The sequence below is a fragment of the Sorangium sp. So ce124 genome (assembly GCF_051525235.1).
Lineage (GTDB): Bacteria > Myxococcota_A > Polyangia > Polyangiales > Polyangiaceae > Sorangium > Sorangium atrum.
This window is the reverse complement of sequence record NZ_CP150312.1, coordinates 10,799,870-10,813,144: the sequence shown is the minus strand read 5'-3', so window position 1 is coordinate 10,813,144 and position 13,275 is coordinate 10,799,870. Positions and strand designations below refer to the sequence as shown.

Sequence of the window (13,275 nt, the reverse complement as noted above, 5' to 3'; positions counted from 1 at the left end):
CCGCTCACGCGCCGGGCACGGCCGCGGCCTCGAGCAGCTCCAGCCCACCCGCTCGGCGGCCGAGGCCTCTCGCCCCGGAGGGCTCGTGCGCCCGCCAGAGATCCATCATCCGGCGGTACGCCCCGCCGCGGCGGAGGAGCGCCGCGGGCGGGCCCTGCTCGACGACGCGCCCGCCGTCGATGACGACGACGCGGTCCGCGCGCGTGGTGGTGGAGAGGCGGTGCGCGATGAGCAGCGTGGTGCGGCCCCGCGAGAGCCCCTCGATGGCCCGCTGCACCGCCGTCTCGCTCGCGATATCGAGGCTGCTCGTGGGCTCGTCGAGGATGACGACCGACGGGTCCTTGAGCAGCGTGCGCGCGATCGCGAGGCGTTGCCGCTCCCCGCCGGAGAGCGCCACGCCGCCGCGGCCGACGAGGGTCTGATACCCAAGAGGGAGCCGCTCGATGAACTCGTCCGCGCAGGCGGCGCGCGCCGCGGCGCGGAGCGCCTCCTTCGTCGCGTCGGGCGAGCCATACCGGAGGTTCGCCTCGATGGTGTCCTCGAAGAGGAACGGCTCCTGCGTGACGATCCCGAGCTTCCGCCGGAGCGCGCGCTGCGACAGCGCCCGGAGATCGTGCCCGTCGATGCGGATCGCCCCGGAGGTCGGATCGTGCAGCCGCAGGAGCAGATCGGCGAGCGTGCTCTTCCCGGCGCCGCTCGGGCCCACGACCGCCACGAACTCGCCGGCCCGGATCGAGAGCGAGATCCCGTCGATGACCGCCCGCCCGGCGGCGCGCTGATAGCGGAAGCTCACCTGGTCGAGCTCGAGGTCGCCGCGGATGTGCTCCGGGCTCACGGCGCGCTCCGGATCGGCGACCGCGACCTCGGCGTCGAGCACGCCGAAGATCGCCGCCAGGCCGACCTCGGCGCGGCGCGCCGTCTCGTAGACGCCGAGGAGCGTCTGCGCAGGGCCGTAGAGGCCGCCGACATAGCCGAGGAACGCGACGAGCGTGCCGACGCCGAGCTCCCCGCGGAGGACGAGCAGGCCCCCCACGCCGAGCAGCACCACGCGGCCGATGTTGACGCACACGCTCCGGCCCGCGGAGAGCCGCGTCTGGAGCCCGATGCTCCGGAGCACCTCGCTTTGTGCCTCCTCGACGGAGCCGATGAACCGGGCGTGCTCGTCCGCCTCGCGCGCGAACGCCTTGACCGTCTTGATGCCCGAGAGCACCTGCTGAAAGCGGTTGTAGATACCGCACCAGCGGTCGAGCACCTCGCGCTCGCGCTCCACGAGGCGCGCGGTGGTCGCCCTGCCGAGGAGCAGCGGAGGCACGATGAACCCGACAGCGACCAGCGCGAGCAGCGGGCTCAGCCGGAGCATGATCCCGAGCGAGACCACGAGGTAGACGAGCGCCGGGAAGAGCTGGAACGCGACAGAAGAGAGGCAGTCCATGAGCGACGTGATGCCGCGATCGACCCGCGTCATGGTCTCTCCGACGCCCCTCTCCTGATGGTACGAGAGGGGCAGCGCGTGCAGCCGCGCGGTGGTCTCGTCGAGCAGGTCCCGGTTGATGCGGAGCCGCACCCGCCAGACGGAGAGCGCCCCCAGGCCCTCCGCGATCTGCCGGAGGACGACGAGCGCGCACAGGGCGAGCGTCATGCCGGCGAGGGCCCGGGCGCCCAGCTCCCCGGGCGCGGCCGGCCCGCTCCCGGGGCCGAAGACACCGGCGCTCGCCGAGATCTGGTCGAAGATCGCGCGGTGCGCGAGCGGCTCGAGCGCGGGCAGGCCGCCCGAGACGAGGGTGAGCGCGAGGCACACGGAAAGCCGGCCACGGTGGGGAGATAGGTAATTCAGACTCCGGCGCAGGTCACGAATCAGGGATCGCTTCACGGCCAATGCTCATTCGCGCCTCATCGCAGCGCAGGAGAAGCGCGCCAGGCGCGCCCCGATACGAGCAGGGGATAGCCCTAGGCGCAACGGCGTTCTCTGCACATTGGAATGGAATCATCGGTGTCCCAAGAACCCGCGGATCCGAGGGAGCCTGGGAGTCTGGATCACGCGCCTGCGCGGGCGGCGGTCGCGATGACCCGCACGCTCGCGCCGGCGGCGACCGGCGACGTGGCGCCGCCGGGGCCCGCCGCGCGATCGCGCAGGGTCAGCGCGCCGGCGAGACGTCCACCACGCTCGCCGGATCCGTCACCGCGCCCGGCCCGAAGTGGAACTCGAGCGGCTCGTTGTCGAGCCATTGCGGAAGGAGGTTGTTGTAGAACGCGCTCTCGCGGTGGAGGTCCGACCCGCCGGGGAGGCCGAAGCGCATCTTCGGGCCCTCCGGATCCGCGTCGATGACGAGGCGGATCGACGGCCCGTTGGCGAACGCGAAGCTGGGCTTCTCGCCGTCCGGCGGGAGCGCGCGCGATCTCGGGCTGGCGACGTTGACGGTGAAGAGCCCGCCCGGCGCGGCGTAAGGCCCCGCGTTGTACACAGCGAGGCCGAAGTTATCGAAGATGCTGCGGAGCGAGAGCGTGTGGACGCGGCCCCAGCGCCAGTCGTCCGCCGGGCCGATGACAGCGAGCGAGGCGGCCGCCTTCGTGAGCGCCCGGAGCACGATGTCGTCCTGCGTCTCCGCCACGCCGTCGGTGGTCACGTCGTCCCAGAGCAGGGGGCCCGAGCTCAGGCGCGCCGGATCGCGCAGCGCGCGCGCCACGACGGCCAGCCCGAACCCGGGCTCATCGACGCCCGCCGCCGCTGCCTCGTCGCCCAGCGCCTCGCTGACGATCGCATAGAACGTCGCGTGGAACGCCGTGCAGCCGATCGACTCGGCGGCGAGCGTCGCGTCCTCCACCTTGCCCGCGCGCGCCGGATCGTGCCCGTCGAGCCCTGTCGGACACGTAGAATCCCAGGCGGCGAGCGCGTCGACGACGGCCTGCTCCTCGTCCGTCAACGTCGCCAGCTCCGCCGCCGAGAGCACGGCAGGCACGACGAAGCTGCCATAGAGCGAGTACGTGTCGCCTTGCATCGCCGTCATGGTGTCGGGCGAATGCGCGTCGCCGCCTTCGTCGAGCAGATCGAGGATCCGCTGCTCGCGCGTCCCGTCGGCCTTGCCCCACGCCTGGAGCGCGCCTTGCCCGTCGTTCGTGGGATCGCCGTCGGCTGTCGCGCCCGTCATGTCGCCGTTCGCCGTCGCGATCGCGGCCGCAGGCGGGTTGAGGAGCTGCGGCAGCTCGGCGAACGGGATCGGGTCGCCCCACTCGGCGCTCCCGTCACCCGGGAGCGGCAGCCACGCGGGCACCTCGGGCGACGCCCAGGGCCGCGCCGGCACCTTGCTGTACGGGAACCAGCCGATGTTCCCCTCGGTGTCGACAACGACGAAATTCTGGCTGACGGTGCTGGTCGCCTCGAGCCCCGTCCTGGCTTCGGCGACGCTCCCGGCGCGCCCGAGGGCGAAGAACGCGTCGAGGTCCGTCCCGCCGTCGTGCCCGCGCCACCGGATGGTCACGGCGGTGCCGGCGTCCGCGTCCTCGCTCACGATGGGCCCGTGGTGCGGGACCCAGCGGAAGGTCTTCTCGATCGTCTCGCCGGAAGCCGCGTCCTTGAACGAGAACTTCTTCTCGACGATCGCCACGTCTTCCCCCTTGAAAGCGACCGACGCGCCGCCCCCTGTGAGCGTCTCCAGGTAGACGTCGGCCAGGTCGTAGTACGCGGTGGTCACGCCCCAGCCGATGGACTCGTTCTGCCCGACTATCACGCCCGGCATGCCCGGAATCGTGGCGCCGGCGACGTGGTATTCGCCGTCGCCCCTGCTCTTGGCGTCGAGCTCGACGGGGAACCAGATGCTGGGATTGCCGAGCAACAGGTGCGGATCGTTCGCCAGGAGGGCGTGGCCGCTCCCGGTGCGGCCCGGGCCGACAACCCAGTTGTTCGACCCGACGTCGCCCGCCATCTTGCTCCGGCCGTCGCCGACCTTCGCCGCGCGCTCCGCCGCGCCCGTGAGGAGCGCCCGGTGCGGCGAGAGCCGCGACACGGCCACCGGCGCGAAGGGCCGCACGAGGTCCGCCGTCTGCGCGGCGGGCACGGTGGACGCGTCGAACACCGGCGCGGGCGAGAACAGATCGGCGGCGAGCGCCGCGTCGAACAGCGGTATCTGCGCCGCGAGCTCGAGCTCTTGCCCGCTGTTGTTCGAGAGGTCGTTGAGCACGTAGAGGCCGACGGCGGTGCTGTCTTCCGGCCTCCAGTCGCGGATCGCCTCCTTCACCATGAGCGCGAGGTTGTACTCGACGGTCAGCGTCGCGCCGTTCCTCTTGTTCCGCATGTCGGCGAGCCAGGCGTTCACGCCGCGCGTATACGCGTCCAGATGCCCTTTCACCTCCGGGCTCGCCTGCTCGTAGAGCGCCCTCTCGAGCGGCTCGCCCTCGCGCGTCGTGAAGAAATGGCGGTTCCGATAGTCCTGCTCGAGCACCCGCGCGCCCGCCTTCACCAGCCCGCCGAGCGATCCCTCGACGAGGTTGCGGATGAAATCCATGAAGAAGAAGCGGTTCTGAGCGTGGAAGTAACCGAGCGCGGCGAAGCAGTCGTCATCGGACGCGCACTCGAGGTGGAGGACCCCGAGCTCGTCGGTCACCGCCCGGACATCCCCGTCGAGATCGGGAATCGTCACGCCGCCGGCGTCCGATCCCCCGGCGCCGCCGCCCGCTGCGCCCTCGCCACCCGCTGCTCCTCCGCCGCCTTCACCGCCATTGCCACTTGCCGCGCTGGACGGGGCTTCGCCGTCGTCGCCGCATGAAACGGCGGCCGCCGAAGCGGCAAAGACGAACGCAAGAACCAGCGAACCGAAACGAGCCGTACGCATCATCAGCGATACTCCTTCTGCCTTCGGGCGCACGATATCACGCGCCTTCGGCGGGAACGGCGATCTGTGCGCGTCGATAGCCTGCCGGAGCAGAGGGCGAGATCTGCAGCGCCACATCGCGGAGCCGGGGCTCCCGGAGAGCGCCCGGCGCGCCGCCGCCCGGAGTTCGCGCGGACCCCCGCCGGACCGCCGCCGGCACGGCCGGAGCGCACGGCGTCGATCCGGGGGCGCGACGCCTGGTTCCCCTCGCCGCGATCTCGACTATGACGCCGGGCATGCGACGCCTCCTGCTCCCCCTCTCCCTCCCCGCCCTCACGCTCGCCGCCGCCTGCTCCGGCGCGCCCCCGGAGCCCGCTCAGTCGGTGCCCTCCCCGCGCGCGCACGACGGCCGACCGCCCGCGGCCGCGGCGCCCCCCGCCGAGCCCGGAGCCGGCGCGCCCCCCGCCCCGGAGGCCGGCGCGCCCCCCGCCCAGGCGGGGACGGCCGGCGGGGAGACCGCCGCCGCCGAGGAGCAGGCGTGCCCGGCCGACATGAAGCTCGTCGAGGGCGAGTACTGCAGCGAGGTCGAGCACAGCTGTCTCCGCAGCTGGTACGACAAGTCGAACAAGAAGACGATCTGCGAGGAGTTCGCCCCCACCCCGGCCCGCTGCACGGGCGACAAGACGAAGAAGCGCTATTGCATCGACACGTACGAGTGGCCGAACAAGAAGGGGGAGCGGCCCGAGGTGATGAACCGCTTCCACCAGGCGCAGGTCAAGTGCGCCGCCGTCGGCAAGCGCCTCTGCACCGAGTCGGAATGGACGCTCGCCTGCGAGGGCCCCGAGATGAAGCCGTTCCCTTACGGGTACTCACGCGACGCGACGAAGTGCAACGGCGACCACATGTGGGACGATCCCGACATGAAGAAGGTCGCGAAGCGCGACCCGACCGAGCTGGCCCGCCTCTGGAAGGGGGTGCGGAGCGGATCGCAGCCCCAGTGCATCAGCGACTATGGCGTCGCCGACCTGCCCGCGAACACCGACGAGGTGGTGGCGAGCGAGACGAGCGGCGGCTGGCGCGGCAAGTTCGACAGCGTCCACACCGGCGGCCCCTGGTACAAGGGCGTGCGCAACCAGTGCCGGCCGAAGATCTACACCCACGACGAGGGGTTCTATTATTACTTCCTGAGCTTCCGCTGCTGCGCCGAGCCCGACGGCAAGGCCACCGAGCCACGGACGCCCCGCCAGGTCCAGGAGGGGTGGGACATGGCTCGCGTCGAGCGGATGGCGCAGTTCACGGTCGAGGAGATGCGCGGGAAGCTCGAGCTCAAGCAGCAGGGCAAGTGCGAGTGCAAGGCGACCGACATCCTGTGCAAGACGATGTGCGGCACGCTGCTCGGGCCGGGCGCGGTGGACGCGACGCCGGGGGGCGGCGCGCCCGCTGCGCCGGGGAACGGCGAGAAGCGGTGAGCGGCGAGGCGCCTGCCGGGCGCTGCGTGGAGCGCGAAGGGGCCGCCTCCACGCCGCAGCCTGCGGGATCCGCTACATGCGGGCGTCCGTCAGCATCGCCACGACGCGCTCGATCGACCAGTAGCCTGCCATTGCGCCCATCGCATACACAACGCCGCGCCTCACCGTCGCCGGCTGCGTGGGGACCCGCGCGGCCAGCAGGCGCAGCGCGACCACCAGCGCGATCACGCCGAGCTGGCCGATCTCCACGCCCACGTTGAAGAACAAGAGCGCGATCGGCACATGCCTCTCCGGCAGTCCGATGTCGAGCAGCGACGAAGCGAACCCGAGCCCGTGAAGCAGCCCGAAGGCGAACGTGACGGCCCAGGGGGCCCGGCGCGTGAGCGAGTCGGTCGACCGTAGGCACTCACCGCAGATCAGCACGATCGAGAGCGCGATGGCCGCTTCGACCGGCGGGGCAGGCAGCGTCAACCAGCCGAACACGGCGCAGGCGAGCGTCAGGCTGTGCGCGACCGTGAAGGCCGTGACCGCGCCGAGCAGCTTCCGGCCGCCGCGCACGAGGAGCGTGAGCGCGATGACGAAGAGGAGATGGTCGAACCCGGTCAGGATGTGCTCGATGCCGAGCCACGTGTAATCGACCATGATAGGCCGGAGCGCGCGGAGCCCGGCGGAGGCGGGGATACCGTAGACCACCAGGCTCGGATCGTTGCCTGTCAACACCCGGACGAGCCGGCTTCCGTTCCGCCACTCGACAACCACCATCACGTTGGTCTCGGTCCCCTCGAGCCAGGGAAGCTCGATGGTGCCGACCAGGCCGTCGTGACCGCAGTCGAGATACGCTCCTTCGACCTTGCAGGCCGGGGGGAACACGGCGGGCGTCGCGAGCTCGGCCGCCAGCGCGGACGAGCTCGCCTGCCAGCGCACGAGGAACCGCCCGTCATGACCTTCCACCTCCGTCAGCGAAAGGAGCGCTGAGTTGAGCGCGTGGCCAGCCGCGGGGACAGGCGCCAGGAGCAGGGCCAGCAAGAACGGCAGCGACCGAGCCAGCCGGAGCAGACGCGAACGATTCAAGGGCTCTCCTTGAATCTGTACTGCGCAAGGAGGCTCTTGACGAACTCGTCGACGGCTTCCTTCTTCCTCGCGGCGGCCCAGTCGGTGGTGAGGATCGCGCGGATCGCCTCGCGGCCGGGCAGCCCCCCGCTTACCTGGTTGACCCGCACGAGCAGCAGGCTGTCCTGGGTCTCCAGGGGCTGCCACGTCGCGAGCGGCGAGCTGCCAATGCTCTCGGAGACCGCCGGTCCGAACTTGTCTGTGAGTGAATCGCGGGTGAGGTTGCCACCCACGATCGGACGACCGAGCGTCCTCGGGTCCGCACCGTCGGCCAGCGCCCGTCGATACGTCGACCGCTGCTCCTCTGCAGCCGGATCGCTCCTGGGAAAGGTCACGACCTCGAAATCGTACCGCAGCGGCGTCTCATACTTGCTCCGGTGAGAAGCCAGCCACGCGTCCAGCTCTGCATCCGTGGGCTCCCGCGCCGCTATCGGCTGAGCCGCCCGTGTCCGCAGCTTCTCGGCCAGCGCGACCCGCACCGTCGCATCCTGCCGATCGAGCCCCTCCCGCAGCGCCTCACGGTAGAGCACCTCGTCCCGCTTCCACCCGTCGAGCGCCTCCGCCAGCTCCGCCGGCGTCGGCGCCCGCCCCATGTTGTCGCGGAACTGCCGTTCCAGGTCCGTCTTCAGCCCCGTGCTGACGACGATCTCCCTGGGATCGCCGGCGACGAGCCGGTGGCCGAGGAACAAGAGCGCGCCGATGAAGAGGAAATGAATGACCGGTTCGCGGAGCAACCGAGCGAAGCTCCCCATCGTACTCCCGCTGGTGTCAGGCATGAAACGCGCTCTCGCTGGAGGAGAGGAGACCCAAACGCTTCGGAGACGTCAAGCTCCAGCTGCGGGACCTGCCGCGGGTGGGGCCGGCTACGCCCGAAGCCGCGCCGGTGACGGCGCGCGGCTTCGGGCGGCTCGCGTCACGGCGAGAGCGTGACGGACTTCGCGTCGAGCGCAACTTCGTAGTAGCCGTGCGGATCCCACTTGAGCGGGGCGCCGTTCTGCTTGAGCGTGCCGCCGGTGACCGTCACGCGCACGTACTTGCCCGGCGGGAAGTTGGTGGGGAGCGTCCAGTTGTAGGTCGTGTCGTTCCCGTTCTTGGTGTTGGTGCCGTCGGTGATCGCCTTCTGGCCGCGCCAGTAGGCACCGATGGTCTCCATGGTGCCGATCCACACGTCGCCGTATGCCTTGACGGCCTTGACGTGATCGACCCAGGCCTGGAACGGGATGGGCTGATAGGCGCCGTCGTTGCCGCCGGTGAAGCCGTGGATGCAGAACGTCCGCCACTTCTTGCCGCTTCGCGCGCTCGAGACCTCCGAGTCCATCTGCGCCTTGGAGGCGTTGGTCGGGGGAATGTAGGTGGGCAGAACGAACGGATTGCTGTTGTCGTTCGGGCCGATCAGGGCGTTGGACACGCCGCGATTGATCATGAAGCGCGTCCGGGCGATGCCCTCGTAGACACCCGCGCCGTTCGGGGCCGCCATCGTGTACGGCGTGACGTCGTACTTGTCCTTCATGTCCTTCGTCGCGGCGTCCGTATCGGAGCCGTTGTCGTTGCTCGAGTGGCTCCTCGTGTGGTTGGCCAGCTCGTGCCCGCGCGTCAGCGCCTGTTTCCAGACCGCGTTGTTCGCTTCCTGCTTACCGGTCCAGACGTAGAAGGTGAACGGCACGTCGAGCGCCATCATCTCATCGAAGTGCTGGATCTGGGTCTGGTTCACGTCGTCGAAGCTGTACGTCACGGCGCCCGCGAAGCCGGCCCAGTCGATGACCTTGAACCCGCCCGCCGCGCCGGCCGGCTTCGGCACATTGCCGCCGCCGGGCGCCGGCGGAATGCCGGAGTCGGGCAGCGATCCTCCATCGCCGCCACCGCCCGTCCCTCCTCCACCCGCACCCGCTCCGCCGGTGCCAGCCGGGTCCGAGCCGCCCGTGCCGGCCGGCTCCGAGCCGCCCGTGCCGGCCGGGTCCGCGCCGCCATCGCCCCCGGTCGACGCCGAGGTCGTGCTGGGCTCCCCGCCGCTGGAGGAGGAGCTCCCCGGCGTGCCGCCGCTGCTGCTGGTGCTGCTCGTCGTCTGCTGGCCACCGGTGGTGCCGCTGGAGGTGTCCTCCCCGTCATCACCGCCGCAGCCGCTGACGTGCAGCGTGCCCAGCAACAACATCGCACCGAGCGCCAAGGACGATGACGCAGGAAAATTTTCGAAGTGGAGGAATCGCAAAGATTTCGGCATGAGGTGAGGATACAAATTCCCGGAAGGCGCTCAAAGGATTATGCACGACGCACGCGGGTCGACGCATCGCACGAATGGCTCACATGTTACCAAAAGTAGCGAGCGGCTCACGTTGCCAAACGTAGCGAGCGGCCCACGTGTTACCAAAAGTAGCGAGCGGCCCAGATGTTACCGAAAGTAGCGAGGGCCGCGTCGGAGCGCTCCGCCGTATCTTTCTAGCGGCGCGGCGACTGCCGAAGCGTACCGGGCTTCGCGTCGGCCTCATGTGCAGCGCTGTCCCCCTGACTCGCCAGGTGTATTCCAACCCGCCTGGACGATCGGCAAAGCAGACGAGCGGCCCCGTGTAGACGGCCGGAGGAACCGCCCGCCGCGTGGGTCCACGGGTCCGCTTCACGGATCCCCCTGGTGTCCGAGCAACACGCGTCGACACCATCGATGCAGGCGCGCGTCGTCGGTCGCGAACGACCAGCGGGCCGCGAGCCATCGCTCTGCAGGCGCGAACAGCGCGTCGAGGTGCTGGGCCAGCAGCCACTCCCGGGCGAGGCGTCGGTCGCGATCCGTGGCGGTCGTGGTGATGAACGGCGTGAGGTAGATAACGGCCGACAGCGGATCGAGTTGAGCGTCTCCCACGATGGGTAGGCCCCCGAAGTCGATCACGGCGCTCACCTCCTGGCCTTCGACCAGCACATTGCCTGGATAGAAGTCCATGTGCACGAAGCTCGGTCGCTCCGGCTCGGGCAGCGCGGCGGCCAGACGCGCCGGATCGATGCCGTCGAACGCGCTCCCGGCGCAGGTCAGGCTCTTCCTTGCGCGCAGCTCGAGGTAAGAGCGGTAAGAGGGCGTCCGGATCGGCTCGGCTTCGCAGAGATCGCCGTACAACGCAGCGCTCACCCGCAGGGCTCTCAGCTGCGTCGAGGCCTCGAGATAGCGGGTGATGAGACGTTCACGCTCGGCGCCGGCCGCCTCGCCGAGCACCTGCAAGAGGGGTCGCCCGGGGAACCGCGGCTCGAACGTGATGAGGCGGCCGTGCAGCTCGGTCATCTCCAGGACACGGGGGATCGAGAACGGCACCGCGCTCGCGGGCTCGTGGAAGTCCTCGAGCAGCTGGGCTCGTCGAACCACCGTCTCCCGGACGGTCCCGGGATGGTGGACGCGCACGACCCGCTCGCCGCCCAGCGCGAACACGCAGGCTTCACCGCCGGTGCCGAGCAGCGCATCCCGGGTCAGGCCGAGATGGCTCATCACCTGCAGCAGGGGGGCGTCGTCCTCGATGCTCATTCCGGGGCCCAGCCTAGCAGCCTCCGCGCCTTCGCGATGTCGGCGACGCGCGAGCTCCCAGCCGTCCAGCCCGGCGGCTCGACGAGCTTCGGGAGCCCGCGCCCTGAGATCGAGAGAACGGCGTTCACCACGCCGCGCGCCCGTCAGAAGAACGTCTTCAACAGGCCGATCGCGCCCTGCTTCCAGGGCACGCGATGGGTCACGCCCGAACGGCTCTCGAACTCGCTCCGGTGCGCCCGGTACCACTCGAGGTTGCGCACCAGCGCGTCCTTGTTCGAGTACTTCGGCGCGTAGCCGAGCACCCGCTCGGCCTTCTCGATCGACACGAACGAGTCCTTCGATGCCGTCTCGTAGACCCATTTGTAGAGCGGCGACACGCCCATCGCCTCGAGCGCGCGCAGGCCGAGCACCGCCGGCGCCGCCGGGAAGGGCACGATCTTCTTGCCCTTGCCCACAGCGTCGAGCACCGCCTGGTAGTCCTCGCCCATGGTGGTGAACTCCTTCGCGCCGATATTGAACGTGTCGTTGGCGACCGACGCATCCTTCGTCATGCACAGGTAGATGGCCTCGCAGAGATCGGCCACGTCGAGGAGCTGGTAGCGGTTCTTGCCGTCGCCGATCATGGGGAAGCCCTTGCCGTCGAGCGCCCAGTCATAGAGCAGGGCGAAGACCCCGAGCCGCTCCGGGCCGATGAAGGACTTGGGCCGGATGATGGGCACAACGAGCCCCCGGCCGCGCTCCTCCAGGCACACGACCTCGGCCTGGATCTTCGCCTGTCCGTACGGACCCACGCCGTCGAGCCGGTCGTCCTCGCAGAGCGGGTGGTGGTCGGGGATGCCGTACACGGCCGTGGAGGAGATGTGCACCGCGCGCTCGACGCCGTGGCGGCGCGCGGCGCTCATGACCACGCGCGTGCCGATCACGTCGGTCGTGTAGATCTCCTCCGGCGTATACAGAGGCAGCGCGGCCGCGGTGTGCACGACAAAGTCCTGCCCCTTCACCGCCGCGTCGACGGTCGCCGCGTCACGGATATCCCCACGCACCTCGCGGATGCTGGACCGCTCGGGGTAATCGAAGTCCAGGAGATCGAGCGACGTGACTTCATAGCCGCGCTCGAGCAGGTGCCGCACCAGATTGATCCCGAGGAAGCCCGCGCCGCCCGTGATCAGGACCTTCTTCTTGCTCATCGTCTTGCAACCTCGCTTCAGGGATACGAACAAGGAAAGCGGCCGACGCTCACGCGCCGCGCGCCTCGATGATGGCCCGAGCCTCGGCCGGGTGGCGCTTGCACTCGAGCAGCGCTCCGAGCAGGAGCGGCGCCACGATGGTGGCGTCCGACTCGATCACGAACATGGGCGTGTCCGCGGTCAGCTTGTCCCAGGTGATCTTCTCGTTGGGCGTGGCGCCGGAGTACGAGCCGTAGGACGTTGTCGAGTCGGAGATCTGGCAGAAGTAGGCCCAGGGCCGGGCCGGTTCGTCGAGATCGTACTTGAGCGACGGCACAACGCAGATGGGGAAGTCTCCCGCGATCCCCCCGCCGATCTGGAAGAACCCCACGCCCGCGCCTGCGCTGAGCGCGCGGTATTGATCGTAGAGCTCGGCCATGTACTCGATGCCTGACTTCACGATGCTCGCGCTGCACTCGCCCCGCTTCACGTAGGACGCGAAGATATTGCCGAAGGTCGAGTCCTCGTGGCCCGGGACGACCAGCGGCAGCCCGGCCTCCGCGGCGGCGAGCAACCAGCACTCCTCGGGCGGTCCACGGTGGAGCGCGGGCTCCACCGCCCGGACCAGCTCGTAGAAGTACTCGTGCCAGAAGCGGCGCTCGCCGCTCGCCGTCGCCCGCTCCCACCTGGGGACGATGTGCTTTTCTACCGCGCGGAAGGCCTCGTCCTCGGGGATGCTTGTGTCGGTCACGCGCCGCATCCGATTGTCGAGGATCCGCGTGTCGTCCTGCTTGGTGAAGTAACGGTAGTCGGGGAAGTCACGGTAGCCGTCGTGCGCCACGAGGCGAAACAGCGACTCTTCCAGGTTGGCGCCGGTCACGGACATGCCGTGGATCAGGCCGGCACGGATGGCCGGCGCCAGCGTGATGCCGAGCTGGGCCGAAGACATGGCTCCGGCCACGGCCCAGAACATCTTCCCCCCTCGCTCGATGTGCTGCCAGTAGGCGAGGAGCGCGTCGCGCGTCGCGCGGGCGTTGAAATTCTTGTAATTGCGGAGAACAAACGTGAGGAGGGGCAGCGTCGTGGCCCCCGAATCCGTCTCAGCCATGTTTCGCCGAGCCTCAGCGACCACAACGGTCGTCCCGGTGGTCTCGGGTCGCGCAGGCCACCAGGGACGCGCTACGGACCGACGCAGGCCGGGCCGCCATCGCAACGTCGGGTGGCTTCGG

Annotated in this window: 9 protein-coding genes; 1 reads left to right on the top strand and 8 read right to left on the bottom strand. The window is 69.9% G+C overall.

Translation table 11 applies throughout. From position 1 onward, the window contains the following. Positions 1-4: 4 nt before the first annotated feature. The gene (locus WMF19_RS40670; protein ID WP_437895297.1) at positions 5-1,870 is read right to left on the bottom strand and encodes an ABC transporter ATP-binding protein; all 1,866 of its coding nucleotides are present in this window, start codon (positions 1,868-1,870) and stop codon (positions 5-7) included. A 265-nt stretch (positions 1,871-2,135) separates the two neighbouring features. Then, positions 2,136-4,634: a penicillin acylase family protein gene (locus tag WMF19_RS40665; protein WP_437895296.1), complete on the bottom strand. Its 2,499-nt coding sequence runs from the start codon at positions 4,632-4,634 to the stop codon at positions 2,136-2,138. Positions 4,635-5,101: 467 nt separating this feature from the next. On the opposite strand from WMF19_RS40665, the gene WMF19_RS40660 reads away from it, so the two are divergent. Continuing rightward, the gene (locus WMF19_RS40660; RefSeq protein ID WP_437895295.1) at positions 5,102-6,274 is read left to right on the top strand and encodes an SUMF1/EgtB/PvdO family nonheme iron enzyme; all 1,173 of its coding nucleotides are present in this window, start codon (positions 5,102-5,104) and stop codon (positions 6,272-6,274) included. Between the two features lie 72 nt (positions 6,275-6,346). Here the strand turns inward: WMF19_RS40660 and WMF19_RS40655 are convergent, their stop codons facing one another. From WMF19_RS40655 to WMF19_RS40630, 6 genes are all read right to left on the bottom strand, one after another. Beyond that, the gene (locus WMF19_RS40655; RefSeq protein WP_437895294.1) at positions 6,347-7,345 is read right to left on the bottom strand and encodes a HupE/UreJ family protein; all 999 of its coding nucleotides are present in this window, start codon (positions 7,343-7,345) and stop codon (positions 6,347-6,349) included. Further along, on the bottom strand, positions 7,342-8,160 hold the full coding sequence (locus tag WMF19_RS40650; RefSeq protein WP_437895293.1) for a peptidyl-prolyl cis-trans isomerase: 819 nt from the start codon (positions 8,158-8,160) through the stop codon (positions 7,342-7,344). Before WMF19_RS40650 ends, WMF19_RS40655 begins: the two co-directional genes overlap by 4 nt. A 137-nt stretch (positions 8,161-8,297) precedes the next feature. Then, positions 8,298-9,533, bottom strand: coding sequence for a polysaccharide deacetylase family protein (locus WMF19_RS40645; protein ID WP_437895292.1), 1,236 nt, complete (start codon positions 9,531-9,533; stop codon positions 8,298-8,300). 459 nt (positions 9,534-9,992) lie between these two features. Beyond that, positions 9,993-10,880, bottom strand: a complete 888-nt coding sequence (locus tag WMF19_RS40640) for a phosphotransferase family protein (protein ID WP_437895291.1) — start codon at positions 10,878-10,880, stop codon at positions 9,993-9,995. A gap of 143 nt (positions 10,881-11,023) precedes the next feature. Continuing rightward, positions 11,024-12,067, bottom strand: a complete 1,044-nt coding sequence (locus WMF19_RS40635) for an NAD-dependent epimerase/dehydratase family protein (RefSeq protein WP_437895290.1) — start codon at positions 12,065-12,067, stop codon at positions 11,024-11,026. 49 nt (positions 12,068-12,116) lie between these two features. Next, the gene (locus WMF19_RS40630) at positions 12,117-13,154 is read right to left on the bottom strand and encodes a deoxyhypusine synthase family protein (RefSeq protein ID WP_437794317.1); all 1,038 of its coding nucleotides are present in this window, start codon (positions 13,152-13,154) and stop codon (positions 12,117-12,119) included. Positions 13,155-13,275 lie beyond the last annotated feature (121 nt).

Bases quoted from the DNA above. Each gene is read 5' to 3' on its own strand.
- WMF19_RS40660 (WP_437895295.1), top strand. From the start codon at position 5,102: ATGCGACGCCTCCTGCTCCCCCTCTCCCTCCCCGCCCTCACGCTCGCC.
- WMF19_RS40650 (WP_437895293.1), bottom strand. From the start codon at position 8,160: ATGCCTGACACCAGCGGGAGTACGATGGGGAGCTTCGCTCGGTTGCTC.
- WMF19_RS40645 (WP_437895292.1), bottom strand. From the start codon at position 9,533: ATGTTGTTGCTGGGCACGCTGCACGTCAGCGGCTGCGGCGGTGATGAC.
- WMF19_RS40640 (WP_437895291.1), bottom strand. From the start codon at position 10,880: ATGAGCATCGAGGACGACGCCCCCCTGCTGCAGGTGATGAGCCATCTC.
- WMF19_RS40635 (WP_437895290.1), bottom strand. From the start codon at position 12,067: ATGAGCAAGAAGAAGGTCCTGATCACGGGCGGCGCGGGCTTCCTCGGG.
- WMF19_RS40630 (WP_437794317.1), bottom strand. From the start codon at position 13,154: ATGGCTGAGACGGATTCGGGGGCCACGACGCTGCCCCTCCTCACGTTT.